Annotated in this window: 15 protein-coding genes; 11 read left to right on the forward strand and 4 right to left on the reverse strand. The window is 75.2% G+C overall.

All coding sequences use genetic code 11. The features are described from left to right. The 8 genes from ACWGB8_RS34230 to ACWGB8_RS34265 all read left to right on the forward strand — a co-directional run. Window positions 1-951 (forward strand): beta-ketoacyl synthase N-terminal-like domain-containing protein (locus ACWGB8_RS34230; RefSeq protein WP_452217559.1); only part of this gene is annotated, 951 nt, incomplete at its 5' end. Continuing rightward, window positions 948-1,547, forward strand: a complete 600-nt coding sequence (locus ACWGB8_RS34235) for a beta-ketoacyl synthase chain length factor (RefSeq protein ID WP_452217560.1) — start codon at window positions 948-950, stop codon at window positions 1,545-1,547. The genes ACWGB8_RS34230 and ACWGB8_RS34235, both read left to right, overlap by 4 nt. 152 nt (window positions 1,548-1,699) lie before the next feature. Beyond that, a complete protein-coding gene (locus ACWGB8_RS34240) occupies window positions 1,700-3,319 on the forward strand; it encodes an AMP-binding protein (RefSeq protein WP_452217561.1) in 1,620 nt (539 codons plus the stop codon). After that, window positions 3,316-4,602: a beta-ketoacyl-[acyl-carrier-protein] synthase family protein gene (locus ACWGB8_RS34245; RefSeq protein ID WP_452217562.1), complete on the forward strand. Its 1,287-nt coding sequence runs from the start codon at window positions 3,316-3,318 to the stop codon at window positions 4,600-4,602. The genes ACWGB8_RS34240 and ACWGB8_RS34245 overlap by 4 nt, the downstream gene beginning before the upstream one ends. 96 nt (window positions 4,603-4,698) lie before the next feature. Further along, window positions 4,699-5,688: a 4-hydroxyphenylpyruvate dioxygenase gene (hppD, locus tag ACWGB8_RS34250; RefSeq protein ID WP_452217563.1), complete on the forward strand. Its 990-nt coding sequence runs from the start codon at window positions 4,699-4,701 to the stop codon at window positions 5,686-5,688. Between the two features lie 26 nt (window positions 5,689-5,714). Beyond that, complete coding sequence (locus ACWGB8_RS34255; protein ID WP_452217564.1) at window positions 5,715-6,629, forward strand: phytanoyl-CoA dioxygenase family protein; 915 nt, start codon at window positions 5,715-5,717, stop codon at window positions 6,627-6,629. Then, a complete protein-coding gene (locus ACWGB8_RS34260; RefSeq protein ID WP_452217565.1) occupies window positions 6,626-7,648 on the forward strand; it encodes a thiamine pyrophosphate-dependent dehydrogenase E1 component subunit alpha in 1,023 nt (340 codons plus the stop codon). Before ACWGB8_RS34255 ends, ACWGB8_RS34260 begins: the two co-directional genes overlap by 4 nt. Beyond that, complete coding sequence (locus tag ACWGB8_RS34265; protein ID WP_452217566.1) at window positions 7,645-8,607, forward strand: alpha-ketoacid dehydrogenase subunit beta; 963 nt, start codon at window positions 7,645-7,647, stop codon at window positions 8,605-8,607. Before ACWGB8_RS34260 ends, ACWGB8_RS34265 begins: the two co-directional genes overlap by 4 nt. A gap of 48 nt (window positions 8,608-8,655) precedes the next feature. Here ACWGB8_RS34265 and ACWGB8_RS34270 read toward each other — a convergent pair whose 3' ends face one another. Then, window positions 8,656-10,008, reverse strand: a complete 1,353-nt coding sequence (locus ACWGB8_RS34270; protein ID WP_452217567.1) for an acyltransferase — start codon at window positions 10,006-10,008, stop codon at window positions 8,656-8,658. 270 nt (window positions 10,009-10,278) lie between these two features. On the opposite strand from ACWGB8_RS34270, the gene ACWGB8_RS34275 reads away from it, so the two are divergent. Both ACWGB8_RS34275 and ACWGB8_RS34280 read left to right on the forward strand, forming a co-directional pair. Continuing rightward, entirely contained in the window at window positions 10,279-12,561 is a 2,283-nt protein-coding gene (locus ACWGB8_RS34275) for a M9 family metallopeptidase (protein ID WP_452217568.1), read from the forward strand. A gap of 226 nt (window positions 12,562-12,787) precedes the next feature. After that, entirely contained in the window at window positions 12,788-13,639 is an 852-nt protein-coding gene (locus ACWGB8_RS34280) for a siderophore-interacting protein (RefSeq protein ID WP_452217569.1), read from the forward strand. A gap of 51 nt (window positions 13,640-13,690) precedes the next feature. Here ACWGB8_RS34280 and ACWGB8_RS34285 read toward each other — a convergent pair whose 3' ends face one another. After that, complete coding sequence (locus ACWGB8_RS34285) at window positions 13,691-14,176, reverse strand: hydrolase (protein ID WP_452217570.1); 486 nt, start codon at window positions 14,174-14,176, stop codon at window positions 13,691-13,693. Further along, window positions 14,149-14,454: a hypothetical protein gene (locus ACWGB8_RS34290; RefSeq protein ID WP_452217571.1), complete on the reverse strand. Its 306-nt coding sequence runs from the start codon at window positions 14,452-14,454 to the stop codon at window positions 14,149-14,151. Before ACWGB8_RS34290 ends, ACWGB8_RS34285 begins: the two co-directional genes overlap by 28 nt. 61 nt (window positions 14,455-14,515) lie before the next feature. Between ACWGB8_RS34290 and ACWGB8_RS34295 the strand changes: the two genes are divergently transcribed. Next, window positions 14,516-14,845, forward strand: coding sequence for a hypothetical protein (locus tag ACWGB8_RS34295; protein ID WP_452217572.1), 330 nt, complete (start codon window positions 14,516-14,518; stop codon window positions 14,843-14,845). Between the two features lie 25 nt (window positions 14,846-14,870). On the opposite strand, the gene ACWGB8_RS34300 is transcribed toward ACWGB8_RS34295, so the two are convergent. Beyond that, entirely contained in the window at window positions 14,871-16,142 is a 1,272-nt protein-coding gene (locus ACWGB8_RS34300) for a YncE family protein (RefSeq protein WP_452217573.1), read from the reverse strand. Window positions 16,143-16,331 lie beyond the last annotated feature (189 nt).

Consider the following 16,331-nt stretch of genomic DNA (forward strand, 5'->3'; position numbering starts at 1 on the left):
CTGCTGCCCGACCCCCCGGCGCTGGCCGGGGCCGTCGTGACCGCGGTCGCCGACGCCTGCCGGCAGGCGGGCACCGGGCGGCCCGGCGACCGGCCGGGTGACACGCCGGTGCTGCTCGCCCTGCACAGCGACCTGCGCACCCGGCAGGTCGCCGCCGCCGTGGCCGAGGGTGTCGCCGCCCTCGGCCTGCCCGGTGTCACCCGGGTCTACACCGGCGCCTGCGTGGCGGCCGGCACCGCCGTCGCGGACGCCGCCGCCCTGGTCGCCGCCGGCCGCCACCCGCGGGTGGTGGTCGCCGCCGGGCACCTGGTCGAACCGGGCGTCTTCGCGGCCTTCGACGCGGGCCGCGCGCTCGCCCGGGACGGCGCGCTGCGCCCGTTCGGCGCCGGCCGCAGCGGCACCCTGCTCGGCGACGCCGCCGCGGCCGTGGTGGTCGAGGCGGCGGGCGAGGCCGAGCGGCGCGGGGCGCAGCCGCTGGCCCGGCTGGCCGGCTGGGGCAGGTCCGGCGACGCGTACCACGTCTGCCGGCCCGAACCGGACGGCGAGGGGGTGGTCCGGGCCGTCCTGGCGGCCCTGGCCCGGGCCGGGCTGGACCCGGCCGAGGTCGACTACGTCAACGCCAACGGCACCGGATCGCCGTTCGCCGACCGCGCCGAGGCGAGCGCGCTGCACCGGGTGTTCGGCGAGCACACCGCCCGGCTTCCGGTCAGCTCCAGCAAGTCGGTGCACGGGCACGCCCTGGAGGCCTCCGCGCTGCTCGAACTGGTCGTCACCACGGCCGCGTTGGGTGAGGGGCTGCTGCCGGTCAACGCCGGCCTGCGGGAGCCGGACCCGAACCTCGGGCTGGCCCTCGTCCTGGACGGGCCGCGCCCGGCCCGGCCGCGCCTGGCGCTCAGCCTCAACTCCGCGTTCGGCGGCGCCAACACCGCACTCCTGGTGGCCGCCGCATGACCGCGCCCGCCACCGAACCGCGGCCGGACGCCGCGACGGCCGGGCTGCCGGCCGGGCTGCGCCTGCTCGCCGAGGCCCGCTGGCCGATCCCGGACGGTCCCGCCGAGCTGCCCCCGCTCCCCGGCTTCTCCGCCTCCACCTTCAACCCGCTGGTGGCGGCGACCGCCGACCTCTGCCTGACCGCCCGGCTCGGCCCGCCCGACGGGGCGGCGCCCGGCCGTACGGCCCTGCTGCTCGCCAGCAGCGGGGGCGACCGGGCCACCGCGGCGGCCATCGACGCCGCGGCGGAGTCCGGCCGGCGGGTGCCGCCGCTGCTCTTCTTCCAGTCCAACCCCAACGCCGTCCTCGGGCACCTCGCGGCCCGCTGGCGGCTCACCGGGCCGGTCGTCGCGATCAGCCCGCCCTGGGCCGCGGCGCCCGGCGACGTTCCGCCGGACGCCCTGGAGTTGGCGCAGCTGCTGCTCGCCGACGGGGACGCCGACGAGGTCCTGGTGATCGCCGCCGAACAGGCCTCGGCGGAGCACCCCGCCGACCACGCCACCGCCGTCCTGGTGACCGCCGCCCGGGGACCGGCCGGCCGGTTCACCTCGGCCTGACGCCCCGGCACCCCGGGGAGCCCCCGCCACGGCCCGGACCCCGGGGCCGCGGGGCCGCTCCCCCGCACCGCAGCATCCCGCGCGCCCCACACGCCGCGACCGCAGTCCGAACCGCGACCCGCATGGCCAGCACCATGGGAGGGATCCACCCCGTGAGCATCCGCAACATCCGCGCACTTCTCGCCGCCGACCCCGAGGTCGGCGCCGGGAACGTGCTGACCAGCAGAGTGGCCCTGGGCCTCGGCCTGGACGAGCCGCTGCTGACCTTCGACACCCCGGTCGACGACCACCCCGCCTGGCAGCCGTTCACCCTGCGCGAGCTGGACCGCGCCGTCCGGGCCAGGGCCGCCGCCCTGCACGCGCTCGGCGTCGCCCGACGCGACCCGGTGGTGGTGTACGCGAGCGCCGCCGCCGACCACGTCCTCTCCTTCCTGGCGCTGGCCCGGCTCGGCGCGATCCCCGCGCTGCTCAACCCCAACCTGGACGGCGAGCGGGCCGCCCGCTACATCGCCCGGATCGGGGCGGTGGGCGTGCTCACCGACCCCGCCCACCGCGCCGCCCTGGCCGGCCACGACCCGGGCGCCCCGCTGCTGCCGGACGTCGCCTCGCTCGGCGACGGCGACCCGCAGGCCGCGCCCGCGCCCTACCGGCACTGGTCCGGCGACCCGGTCGCGATCACCCACTCCTCGGGCACCACCGGGATGCCGAAGGCCGTGGTCCACTCGCACGCGAGCCTGTACGCGGCGATCCGCCACCGGCTGTCGCTGCCCCGCCCGCAGGGCTCCGAGCGGATGCTCAGCGCCCTGCCCGCCCCGCACGCCGCCACCGTGATCGCGGTCAACCTGGCGCTCAGCTCGCAGGCCGAACTCGCCCTGCTCTCCACGCAGTCCGGCGACGGCGTGCTGGACGCCATCGAGCAGTGGAAGCCACGCGGCGTGATCGGCTTCGCCGCGACCTGGGCCGAGCTGGCCCGGCACGACCTGGCCGCCCGCGCGCTCGACCCGGTCGCCCTCTGGTGGAACACCGGCGACTGCGCGCACGAGGCGCACATCCGCCGGCTGATCGCCGCCGGCTCCCGGGAGACCGTGACCCGCAAGGGCCGCTCCCGGGTACCCGGCTCGCTGTTCGTCGACGGCCTCGGCTCGACCGAGATGGGCCACTCGCACTTCTTCATCACGCACGGCCCCGGCACCGAGAGGTACGGCCGCTGCGTCGGCCGCCCGCACGCCTTCGTGGACTGCGAGGTGGTCGGCCCGGACGGCGAGCCGCTCGGCCCCGGCGAGGTCGGCGAACTCGCCACCGCCTCCCCCACCCTGGCGCTCGGCTACTGGAACGACTCGGTGACCACCTTCCGCACCAGGATCCGCGGCCGCTTCCTCACCGGCGACCTCATGTACCGGGACGAGGAGGGCTACTGGTACCACGTCGACCGGGCCGTGGACTCGGTCGAACTCGGCGACGGCAAACGGCTGTTCACCGCCATGTCGGAGGAGCGGGTGCTGGCCGGCTGCGCCGCCGTGGCGGACTGCACGGTGGTCGCGGTCAAGGACGGCGACCGGGTCGTCACCGATGTGCTGCTGGTCCTGGCGGAGGGCGCCGACCGAACGGCGGACCGCACCGCGGAGGTGGTGGCCGCACTCGACGAGCACACCGCCGCGACCGTCCGCCGGGTGGTGGTGGTCGGGGGCGACGACATCCCGCTCGGCCCCACCGGCAAGGTCCGCAAGGTGCTGCTGCGCGAGCGCCACCTCGCCTCGGCGGCGGCCCGGTGAGCGCCGCCCCGACCGACCGGCGGGCCGCCGGTGCCCGGGCCGCCGTGGTCACCGGCCTGGGCATGGTCACCCCGCTGGGCCGCAAGCCCGCCGAGGTCTTCGAGGCGCTGACCGCCGGACGCACCGGGATCACCGCCGTCCCCGAGGGCCACGCCGCCCACGGCTGGCTGCCCGCCGCCGGGATCGCCCCCGCGGTCGACGGCCGCGAGGTCCTGCCGCCGACCGAGACCCGCTGCGTGGACCGCTTCGTGCTGCTGGCCCTCGCCGCCGCGGACGACGCCCTGGCCGACGCCGGACTGGTGGTCGGGCGCGACGTCGACCCGCGCCGCACCGCCGTGGTGCTGGCCACCGGCGGCGGCGGACTGGAGACCTTCGAGCAGCAGTCGCACCGCCGGCTGGAGCGCGGCCGGCCCGGCGTCAGCCCGTACCTGCTGCCGGGGATGCTCTCCAACATGGCCACCGCCCGGGTCGCCATCAAGCACGGGATCCGGGGCTACAGTTCGGCGATCGTGACCGCCTGCGCGGCGGGGGCGCAGGCCGTCGCCGAGGGGCTGCGGCTGATCCGGGCCGGGGACGCGGACGTCGTGGTGTGCGGCGGCACCGAGTCCTCGCTGCATCCGACCATCGCCGCGGCGTTCACCAACGCCCGTGCACTGGCCCAGGGATGGGACGACCCGGCGCAGGCGAGCCGGCCGTTCGACGCCCGCCGCAACGGCTTCGTGCTGGGCGAGGGCAGCGCCGTCCTGGTGCTGGAGCGCGCGGCCCACGCCGAGGCGCGCGGCGCCGCCGGGTACGCCGACCTGATCGGCTGGGGCGCGTCCACCGACGCCCACCACCCGACCATGCCCCGGCCGGACGGCGAGGGCGCGGCCGACGCGATGCGCGCGGCGATCGCCGACGCCGGGCTCGTACCGGCCGACGTCGGGTACGTCAACGCCCACGGCACCGGCACCAAGCTGGGCGACATCGCCGAAACCGCCGCGCTGCGCGGGGTGTTCGGCCCCGAGGGCGGCCCGGCCGTCAGCTCCACCAAGGGCGCCACCGGGCACCTGCTGGGCGCCGCCGGCGCCCTGGAGGCCGCGGTCACCGCACTGGCCGTCGCCCGGGGACTGCTGCCGCCCACGGTCAACCTGGCGGACCCGGACCCGGCCTGTCCGCTGGACCACATCCGCGGCGCCGCCCGCGCCGCCGCCCCGCGCGCCGCGCTGAGCAACGCCTTCGCCTTCGGCGGCCACAACGTCAGCCTGATCCTCGGCCCGCCCTCGACCCGCGCGGCCAAGTAGACGGGGCCCAGCCGCCCCTCCGGGTCGGGCCCGCGCCGGGCCGCCGCCGGGGAGCCGCCCGGCCCCATCCTCCAACTCCTCGCCTCTGGAGCCTCGTTGTCCATCCAGACGATCACCCATGTCGAGTACCACTGCGCGGACGCCGCGCAGACCGCCGCCGACCTCCACGCCAGATTCGGCTTCCTGCGCGACGCCCACCAGCCCCCGCCGGAGCCCGGGCTGCAGCAGGTCCACGTCCACCAGGGCACCATCCGCTTCCGGCTCACCTCCGCCGCCTCCCCCGCCCACCCGGTCGCCCGCTACGTCGAGCGGCACGGCGACGGCATCGCCGTCCTCGCCCTGGGCTGCACCGACCCGGCCGCCGTCCTGGAGCGCGCCGAGCGCCACGGCGCGCGGGTCCTCGACCGGGCGGGCGGCCTGATCGCCGGCTTCGGCGACACCGCGCTGCGCCTGGTCCCGCTGCCCCAGGACGCCCCGCCGGCCCCCGGCGGCCTGCTGGACGCCCTCGACCACGTCGCCGTCTGCGTCCCGGCCGGGCAGCTCGCGGACGCCGTGCGGTTCTGCGAGGCCGCGCTCGGCTTCCACCGCATCTTCGGCGAGTACATCGAGGTCGGCGAGCAGGCGATGGACTCCAGCGTGGTGCAGAGCGCCTCGGGGGACGTCACCTTCACCCTGATCGAGCCGGACACCAGCCGCCGGCCCGGCCAGATCGACCGGTTCCTGGCCGACCACGACGGCGCCGGGGTGCAGCACATCGCCTTCCGCACCGACGACATCGCCACCGCGGTGCGCACCGCCCGGGAACGCGGCGTCGAGTTCCTGAGCACCCCCGGCACCTACTACGACCAGCTCACCGAGCGGCTCGGCGGCACCGCGATCCCGGTGGAGACGCTGCGCGAGCTGGACGTCCTGGTGGACCAGGACCACGGCGGCCAGCTGTTCCAGATCTTCGTGCGCTCCACCCACCCGCGGCGGACCTTCTTCCTGGAGCTGATCGAACGCCAGGGGGCCGGCACCTTCGGCACCGCCAACATCAAGGCCCTGTACGAGGCGGTCGAGCGCCAGCGCGCCGCCGCGTCCGTCTGACCGCCGCCCCCAGGAGGACACACCCCATGACCACCGCACCCGAGTTCGCCCTCACCGAGGCCGAGCGCGCCCTGCTGCCCACACCCGAGGAGGTGGCCGGCTACCGCGAGCACGGCTGGTACCTCTCCCGGCAGCTCTTCTCCGACGAGGAGCTCGACACCCTGCAGGCCGCCACCGAGAAGTACTACGAGGGCCACCGCGACCGCACGCTGGCCGTCCGGCCGCCGAACCTCGCCGCCTGGGAGCCCGCGCACGGGCCCGTCCAGCGGCACAACGACTACGTCCACCACGAGAGCGACGCGATCGGCGCGATCCTGCGCAAGCCGCTGCTCGGCGCGGTCGCCGCGCTGCTCGCCGGCGCCGAGGAGATCCGGGTCTTCCAGGCGACCCTCATCTACAAGCCCCCGGTGCCCGAGGAGCCCTCCAACCGGGTGCCGTGGCACTTCGACAAGCACTACTGGCAGACCTGCTCCTCCGACCGGATGCTCACCGCCTTCCTGCCGTTCCACGACTGCGCGGAGGTGAACGGCACCATCACCATGGTCGACGGCAGCCACCGCTGGCAGGAGCTGCCCTCCGGCGAGGACTCCACCCGGCACTTCGCCGACCGCGACAACTCCGAGCTGGAGGACATCCTCGCCGCCAACGCCCGCCACAACGGCGCGGAGGTGCGGAAGGTCCCGGTGGTCATCCCGCGCGGGCACGTCAGCTTCCACCACTGCCGCACCTACCACGGCAGCGGCCCCAACCTCGCCTCGTACCCGCGCCGGGCCGTCTCGCTGCACCTCCAGGACGGCGCGAACGCCTACCGCCCCGCGACCCGCCCGGACGGCGCGCCCGTCGTCTACAACCACGACGTGGTGGTCCGCCGCACCCCGGACGGCCACCCGGACTACGCCGACCCCGAGATCTGCCCGGTCACCTGGCAGGGAGCCCCGTGACCGCGCCCGACACCACCGGCCCGGCCCCCGACGGCCGGGCCGGCCCCGGGCTCGACACCCCCGCGGGCCGCTACCGGATGCTGCGGCTGATCCGCGGCTTCGAGGAGCTGGCCCTCGGACTGGTCCGCTCCGGGGTGATCACCGGCGGCATCCACCCCTACATCGGGCAGGAGGCCGTCGCCGTCGGCGTCTGCGCGGCGCTGCGCCCGCAGGACCGGATCACCTCCACCCACCGGGGCCACGGCCACGTGCTGGCCAAGGCCGCCCGGCCGGACCGGCTGCTCGCCGAACTCGCCGGCCGCAGCGCCGGGTTGAACCGGGGCCGGGGCGGCTCCATGCACGCCGCCGACCTGTCGCTGGGCATCCTCGGCGCCAACGGGATCGTCGGCGCCGGCGCCCCGATCGCGGTCGGCGCCGCCTGGGCCGCCCAGCAGGCCGGCGAGGACCGGGTCGCGGTCTCCTTCTTCGGCGACGGCGCGCTCAACCAGGGCGTCCTGCTGGAGGCGTTCAACCTGGCCGCGATGTGGCGGCTGCCGGTGGTGTTCGTCTGCGAGAACAACGGCTACGCCACCACCCTGCCCGCCGCCACCGCGGTGGCGGGCAGCGCCGTCGGCCGCGCCGCCGCCTTCGGCATCCCCGCCGAGGAGGTGGACGGGATGGACACCGAGGCCGTCCGCGCGGCCGCCGGCCGGGCCGTCGAACGGGCCCGCAGCGGCGGCGGTCCGGGCTTCCTGGAGTGCCGCACCTACCGGTTCGAGGGCCACCACACGATGGAACGGCGGATGAAGCTGCACTACCGCACCCCTGAGGAGATCGACCACTGGCGGGCGCTCGACCCGCTGCCCAGGGCCGCCGCGCTGCTGGACGCCGGCACGGCCGCCGCCCTCGACGCGGCGGTCGCCCGGGAGCTGGCCGGAGCCGAGCGCTTCGCGCTGGACGCCGAACACCCGGACCCGGCGGGCGCCCTGGACCACCTGTACGCCGACGGCCGGCGCCCGCGGGCGGGGGCGACGGCATGACCAGGCTCTCGTACACCAAGGCCCTCAACCGGGCGCTCACCGACGCGCTCGCCGAGGACCCGGCGGTCTGCGTCCTCGGCGAGGACATCGGCGCCGGGATGGCCGGGCCCACGCTCAACCTGCTCGACCGCTTCGGGCCCGCCCGGATCGTCGACACCCCGCTCTCGGAACAGGCCTTCACCTCGATGGCGATCGGGGCGGCGCTGGCCGGCCGGCGGCCGGTGATCGAGTTCCAGATCCCCTCGCTGCTGTTCCTGGTCTTCGAGCAACTCGTCAACCAGGCGCACAAGTTCTCGCTGATGACGGGCGGCCAGGCGAGCGTGCCGATCACCTGCCTGGTGCCGGGCTCCGGCTCCCGGGACGGCTGGGCCGGGCAGCACTCCGACCACCCCTACAGCCTGTTCGCGCACGCCGGGGTGAAGACCGTCGTCCCGGCCACGCCGACCGACGCCTACGGGCTGCTGCGCTCCGCCATCGCCGACCCCGACCCGGTGGTGGTGTTCGCCCCGGCCGCCGCGCTGCCGGTCCGGGAGACGGTCACGTGGGAGCTCGCCCCGGTGCCGCTCGGCTCGGCCCGGATCCACCGGCCGGGCACCGACGTCACGCTGGTCGCGGTGGGCCACCTGGTGCACGACGCGCTGGCGGTGGCCGAGGAGTTGGCGCCGGAGCTGTCGGTCGAGGTGTTCGACCCGCGGACCCTCCACCCGTTCGACTGGGACGCGCTCGCCGCCTCGCTGGAGCGGACCGGGCGGCTGGTCGTCGTGGACGACTCCAACCGCAGCTGCGGGATCGGCGCCGAGGTGGTCGCCACCGCCGCCGAGGAGATGCGCCTGCTCGCCCCGCCGCGGCGGATCACCCGCCCGGACGGCGCCGTACTGCCGTTCGCCCCGCAGTTGGACCGCGCCCTGCAGCCCGGCCGCGACCAGCTCCGGCAGGCCCTGCGCGCCGTCGTGAAGTAGCCGGTACCACCGGGCCGTCCGGGCGTCGGGCCCGGACGGCCGGTGCGTTCAGAGGACCTTCGGCAGGGCGGCGGCCTGGGCGGGCAGCGGGTCGCCGGCCCGCCGGTGGCGGTGCAGCACCGCCCGGCCGGCGGCGCCGCGCAGCCGGGCCGCGAGCCGGGCGGGCAGCACGACGGTGAGCAGCCGGCCGCTGCCGCCGAACCCCTCGACCAGCCAGGAGACCCAGGGCACCGGGAAGTTCGCGGCCGGGCTGAAGAACACCGGCCGGTACCCCTGGAAGGACACCTCGTACGCGCCGAATCGGCTCCAGTTGGAGAGGGTGAAGCGGCGGTGGGCGGGGTCGAAGCCGAGCGGGACGCAGTCGCGGCGCCGTTCGGGGCCGATCGCGGCCAGGAAGTCCAGACTGCTGCGCAGCGCGAGGTGCGCGCGGGCGAAGTCCTCGACGGCGTCGCCGATCGCGGCGGCCAGCGCGGCCGGGCCGTCCTGCGGCGACCAGGGCAGGTGGAGGTCGCCGAGCAGGTTGCCGACCAGGGCCGGGGAGAGGCCGAGCGGGCGGCGGACGTTGACCGGCATGGTGAGCGTGCGGGTCTCCGGGTCGCCGTCCAACTCCCGCACCGAGGCGACCACATGGGCGGCCAGGGCGGCGCCGGAGGAGAGCGGGCGGCCGGCCTGCCCGGTGAACTCCGCGCGCATCCGGCGCAGTTCGTCGTCCCCGAACCAGATCTGCAGGGTGCGGTTGGCCCGGGTGGCGGCGGCCAGTTCGGCGGCGAGCAGGGCGGCCTCGGCGGCGTCGGGCACCCGGAAGCCGGGGCGTCCGCAGTCCTCGGCGGGAAGCACCGCGTCGAGGTGGGCGTCGTGGTCGGCGACCAGTTCGGCGAACGGGAGTTCACCGCCCTCGACCGCCGCGGACCACGCCCGCAGGAACAGCATGAAGCTCTGCACGTCGCCGACCGCGTGGTGCCAGGAGCAGCCGAGCGCGGTGCCGCCGTCGGCGAGCCGGGTGAGCCGGACGGTCAGCAGCGGGACGTCCCCGGTGCGCGCCTTCACCGCCTCGACCGGGTCGACCAGGTCGGTGCCGGCGTTGGTGACGCGGGCCATCGCCTCGGGGAGGCCGGCGTCGAGGTCGTACACGGTCAGCGGGACGCCGGAGTCGTCGCAGACGATCTCCAGGGCGCCGCCGTCCAGGGTGCGCAGCCGGCCGCCGAAGACCGGGACCCGGGCGAGGGCCGCGGCGAGCCCCTCGGCCAGCCGCTCCTCGTCCAGCCGCTGCTCGAAGAAGTGCACCACCGAGACCGAGAGGTCGGCCAGCATGGTGTCGACCAGGCCGCACCGCACGGTCCGCCCGTCGGGTTGCCCGGCGGTGACGGTCCGGCTTCTTCGCAGCTGCGGCCAGGCGCCCATGGTGCTCCATCCTCGGCGGGGGTGTCGCCAACCTGCGCGGTGTGGCGGTGAATTGGCACCCTAGGGCGGCGCCCCCATATTGGTCCAGTCCAATGCCGGAACCGGTCGGTACCCGCGGGCCGACCTGCGGCGATGCAACGATTCGGGCCGATCGCACACGAATCCCGGCCGAACCCTTCCGCCGTGATGCGACATGTGCCATTTTACATGTCACACATTGACAGGGTCGCGCCCCCACTGCGGCCCCGTACGGCCCGGAGGCCCCCACACATGCGTCTCTTCCGGATCTGCACGACACAGGCGAGCCGCCTCTCGGCGCTCGCCGTCGCGCTGCCACTCGCGCTCGGACTCCTGGCTCCGCAGAGCCAGGCCGCACCCGCGCCCGCGCCCGCCAAGCCCACCGCGGACACCACGGCGCCCCGGGCGATCCCGGTGCCCAAGTCCCCCCGCACGCCGACCGACAGCCGCCCGCTCGCCGAGCAGTTCGACGCCACAAGGGCCAAGGCGCCCCGGGCCGGCGAGCCCGTCCGGCAGATCCGGCCGAGCAAGTCGGCGGCCCCCTCCGCCACCGCGGCCGCCTGTAACGTCGCGGACTTCACCACCCGCACCGGCAACGCGCTCGTACAGCAGGTCAAGGCCTCCGGCCTGGACTGCATCGACTCGCTCTTCCAGCTGACCGGCGACAACGCCCGCGGCGCCTTCCGCGAGGCCCAGATGGTCAGCGTCGCCGACGCCCTGCGCAGCGCCTCCGCGAGCTACCCCGGCGACAACTCCACCTCCGTCGGGCAGTTGGTGCTCTTCCTGCGCGCCGGCTACTACGTGCAGTGGTACCACCCCGACACCGTCGGCGGGTACGGCACCGCACTGCAGAACTCGATCCGCGGCGCCCTGGACGCCTTCCACGGCGCACCGCGCAGCAAGGACGTCACCCAGGCCAACGGCGCCACCCTCGCCGAGGCCGTCACCCTGATCGACAGCGCCGGCGAGAACGCCCGCTACACCGGGGTGGTCAAGCGCCTGCTGACCGACTTCAACAGCGCCACCTGGACCGGCACCCTGCGGACCGCGGTCGCCAACACCGAGACCGTCATCGAACGCGGCACCGAGCAGCCCGCGTTCATCTCCGCGCTGCAGGCCGACCCGGGCTTCGCCGGCGCGATGGCCTCCTTCGTCACCCGCAACGGCGCGATGATCGACGGCGGCGACCCGGCCACCGACATCGGCATCCAGCTCGGCAACCTGCTCTCCTTCGACGTGCTCAAGCCGCAGGCCCGGCCCCTGGTCAAGGACCTGATCAACCGCTACCCGCTGGTCGGCCCGACCGGTCCGCTCACCATGAACCTCGCCTGGTTCACCGAGAAGCGCGACACCGGCAACTGCGGCTACTACGGCACCTGCGACCTGCCCAGCCGCCTCGTCCCGCTGGTGCTCACCGTGAACCACACCTGCAACGCCAGCCTGCGCATCCGCGCCCAGCAGATGAGCGCCGCCGAACTGGCCACCACCTGCACCAGCCTGGTCAACCAGGACGCGTACTTCCACGGCGTCGTCCGCAACAGCGGCCCGGTCGCCGGCGACCTCAACAGCCACCTCGAAGTGGTCGTCTTCGACTCGTACTACGACTACAGCCTCTACGCCTGGTCGATGTACGGCATCGCGGTCGACAACGGCGGCATGTACGAGGAGGGCGACCCCGCCAAGCCCGGCAACCAGGCCCGCTTCATCGCCCACGAGGCCACCTGGCTGCGCCCGGCCTTCGAGATCTGGAACCTCAACCACGAGTACACCCACTACCTCGACGGGCGCTACAACATGTACGGCGACTTCGAGGCCGGCATGACCACCCCGACCATCTGGTGGGTCGAGGGCCTGGCCGAGTACGTGTCCTACGGCTACCGCAACGAGCGCTACGCCGCCGCGATCGCCGAGGCCGGCAGGAAGACCTACAAGCTGAGCGAGCTGTTCGACACCACCTACGACAACGCCGACTCCACCCGCGTCTACAACTGGGGCTACCTGGCGGTCCGCTACATGCTCCAGTCGCACCCGCAGGACGTCACCGCGGTGCTCGCCAAGTACCGCAGCGGCGACTGGAACGGCGCCCGCACCCTGCTGAAGACCACCATCGGCACCCGCTACGACGCCGACTTCGCCACCTGGCTGACCGCCTGCGCCGCCGACAACTGCGGCACCCTGCCGCCCGTCCAGCCGCCGCTGTGCACCGCCGCCGACGCCCGCCAGTTCGACAACGACTGCCGCCGCGACAACCTCGCGGCCGGCACCGGCAACTACAGCTACCACTTCGCGTACCTGCCGGCCGGCGTCAAGAAGCTGACGGTCACCACGAGCGGCGGCACCGGCAACGCCGACCTGTACTACAACGGCACCAGCTGGGCCACCACCGGCTCGCACCTGTCGAAGTCCGCCTCCGCGGGCAACGGCGAGACCCTCACCGTCACCAACCCCCCGGCCGGCTGGGTGTACTTCAGCCTGCACGCCCAGCAGGGCTTCTCCGGGGTCACCGCGAACGTCTCCTGGAGCACCGCGGGCTGACCGACTCCCGTACGGGACCGCCGTCCTGACCGCTTCCGCGGCGGTCCCGTACGGGGCACCACCCGGCCGCTCCCCACGGACACCGTGGGGCCGTACCGACCCCTCCTTCGGATGCAGATCTTAGGTTAGGTTAACCTTTGTCAGCCGCCGCCCCGGTGGGCTCCTCGTCGTCCGACCGGGCCCGCCGCCGGCCCCGCCACGCACAGAGAACACGGGCTGACACACCATGACCGAACCCCTGACCATCGCCGGCCAGTTCCGCTTCTTCGCCGCGCACGTCGTCCGCACCGAGCGGCTCGGCCCGACCATGGTCCGGGTGACCCTCGGCGGCGAGGAGCTGCGCGACTTCGCCTCGGGCGGGCGCGACCAGAGCTTCTCGCTGTTCCTGCCGCACCCCGGCCAGGACGCCCCGGTACTGCCGCTGGAGGCCGGCGAGAACTGGTTCGCCGCCTGGCGGGCCCTCGACGAGTCCGTCCGGGCCGTGATGCGCTCCTACACCATTCGCGCCCATCGCACCGAGCCCGCCGAGCTGGACGTCGACTTCGCGCTGCACGGCGACACCGGCCCGGCCTCCCGCTGGGCCCGCACCGCCGCCGCCGGCGACCGCGTGCTGCTGCTCGGCCCGTACGTGGCCGACAACCGCAGCGCCACCTTCCTCCCCCCGCAGGGCACCGACCTGGTGCTGCTCGCGGCCGACGAGACCGCGCTGCCCGCCGCCGGCGGCATCCTGGAGTGGCTGCCCGCCGGGACCGCGGTGCGCGCCTTCATCGAGGTGCCGGAGCGCGCGGACGTCCAGGAGTTCGCCACCGGACCCGAGGTCGACCTCACCTGGCTGGTCCGCGCCGAGGGCCACCCGTCGCTGGTCGACGCCGTACGCGCCGCCGAGCTGCCCGCGGACACCACCCCGTACGCCTGGATCGCGGGCGAGGCCGGGACCGTCCGGACACTGCGCCGGCACCTGGTCAACGACCGCGGGCTCGACCGCACCGCGGTGAACTTCTCCGGCTACTGGCGCCGCGGGGCCTCCGAGGAGGACCTGCGCGAGGAGGCCCTCGCCGGGGCCACCGAGCAGGAGTGACCCGGGCGGCGGGGCCGGTCAGGGCGCGGCGGGGCCGGTCAGGGGGCCGGTTCAGGGCTCGGCGGGGCCGTCCGTCCGGGCGGTGACCCGCTTGAAGCCGACCAGGACCCGGTAGCGCTCGCGCTCCGCGAAGTCCGCCCGGGTCCACACCGCCGGCCGGCCCACCTCCGCGCACAGGTGCAGCACGGCGTCCTCGCCCAGCCAGACGCCGACGTGAGCGCCGTACGGGTCGGCGGCCGCGTTGTACAGCACCAGGTCGTACGGCCGGGGTCCGGCGACCCGCACGGTGGACCCGCGGTCGGTCCACAGCTCGCTGGAGCGCAGCGGCGGCGCCGCCAGCCCGGCGTGCGCGAGCACCGCGTACGCGTAGGTCTGGCAGTTGGCGCCCGCCGCGAGGCCCGGCCGCTCGGCCAGTGCGGGCGAACCCGGGTAGCGGGCGCCCGCGTACGGCACCGCGCGCAGGTGGGCGGGCAGCCGGCCGAGGTGGTCGGCGCCCGCCCCGGCGCCGCTCAGCGCGCCTCGTCGGGGTAGCCCCACTCGATGACGCCCTTCGCCGTCGGCGCGGCCTCGGCCACGGCGAACGCGAAGGAGCTCTCGAACTCCGGCGCCCAGCGGCCGAAGCCGGTGATGCTGAGCGGGAACTGCGTCTCGCCCGACACGTAGTGGACGCCGTCGTCGCAGACCGCGCCGTAGCTGATCTGGTCCTCGATGCGCTCGTCGCGCAGCAGCTCGCCGACCGAGGCGGCGACCGCCTCGGCCTGCGCCGCATCCGCGAGCCGGGAGACGGTGAAGTGGAGATCGATGTTGACCGACATGCCCGCAGGCTATCGGCCGCCACCGACGGCGCCCGCGGCAGTACCGGCCTAGGATCGGAGCGTGCGCACCTGTGATGACACTTCGTTGACGCTCTGGTCCAAGGAATCCCTGCTGTCGGTCGCCTCGGTCGGCTCGACCCTGTCGATCGGGTCGGTGGGGTCGGTGCTCTCGATCGGGTCGGTCGGAAGCGTGCTGTCGGTCGGGTCCGTCGGTTCGGCGCTCTCGCTGCTCTCGGCCGGCTCCTGGCTGAGCGTCGGCTCGCTGCTGTCCGCGCAGTCCTGCTGGTCGGTGATGTCCTGGCGCTCCCGCAGCGGGCTGCTGGCCGCCGGTGCGGTGGCGGCGGCCGCCGGCGCCGTCCTGGCCGTCGGCTCCGCCGCCCGCTCCCGCTGACCCGTCTGCTGTCGACTGCGGCCCGTCAGCTCCGGGCCGGGCCGGTCCAGCCGGCCGGGACGTGCCCGAGCCGGACCCGCTGCGGGTGGTCGCCGACGTCCACCGAGGCCGTCCGCAGGCCGGTCGCGAAGTCGATCGCGATCACCCGGTCGGCCCCGCTCTCGGAGACGATGCAGGAGCGCCCGTCACCGCTGACGGTCGCCCAGTACGGCTTGGCGGCGGGCACCAGCGGCCCCTCCTTGAGGGTCGCTCGGTCGACGACGGTCGCGTAGTCGTCCATCGTCCCGGCGACGCACAGCTTGTCGCCCGCGGGGTTCACGGTCAGGCCGTGGTGGCGGGAGTCGTTGACCCAGGTGGTGCGGTCGTCGCTGGTGGCCGGGTTCTCGGGCAGCGTCACCACCCGGGTGATCCGGTCGGCCGCAGTGTCGTACTCGACCAGGCCGTTGAAGAAGGAGACCTGGAAGTAGAGCCGCGACCCGTCGGGGGTGAAGGCGGCGGGCCGGACGGCGTCGGAGAGGTCGGAGCGGCCGAAGGCGTCCAGCCGGGCGCGCATGTCGACGACCTTGACCGGGGTGAGCGTCGCGGCGTCGACGACGGTGATCCGGCGGTCGCCCTTCGTCCAGTCCAGCCAGGGGGCGTCGAGGGCGGTGGTGACCTCGCCGATCGACATGTTCCACAGCTGCCGGCCGCCGTCGGTGAAGAGGTTCTCGTGCGGTTTGTCGCCGGTCCGGAACGAGCCGAGTTCGCGGCCGGTCACGATGTCCAGCACGTGGACGGTGTTCGAGGTGGAGGCCGAGACCGCGACGCGCCGGCCGTCGGGCGAGACCGCCATGTGGTCGCTGCGGTAACCCGACACCGGGAAGCGCCAGTTGATGCGCCCGCTGGCCAGGTCGACGGAGACCACGTCGGCGAAGCTCGGCCGGGAGACGACCACGGCCGAGCCGTCCGGGGTGGAGTACATGTCGTCGACGAGCTGGTCGTGCCCCTCGCCCGGTCCGAGCCGGACGCCCAGGAAGAAGGCGAGCTTGACCGGGTTGAGGGCGATCTCGGTGAGCCGCTGGTCCTTGTCGGGGACGACGTTGACCCGGCCGATCCGGGCGAGCCCGCCGCCGGACTCGACGACGTCGGCCGTGCCGTCCCAGTTGTTGCCGACGAACAGCACCTCGCGCAGCGGCTGCGGACCGGCGGGGGCGGCCCCGGCCGGGGCGGCGATCCCCGGGACGGCCGCGCAGAAGGCCGCGGCGACGGCGGCGAGGAGGCGTCCGCGCCGGGAACGGGTGGTGGGGCGACGGTTCATCGCGGCTCCTTCGCCGGTGCGCACGGAATCCGGGACGGCGGGCGTCGACTCGGTGCTACTCGACGGTAGGGACGGGCGGCGGCCATGACAAGACTGCTGCACGGCCTTCCTCGCCGGAGCGGCTGGTCCGCATCGGTCTCTGAGCGTCGCTGAGCGTCGCTGAACCGCCCCCGTGCCGCCGCCCGGTGT

The organism is Kitasatospora sp. NPDC054939 (genome assembly GCF_053610105.1).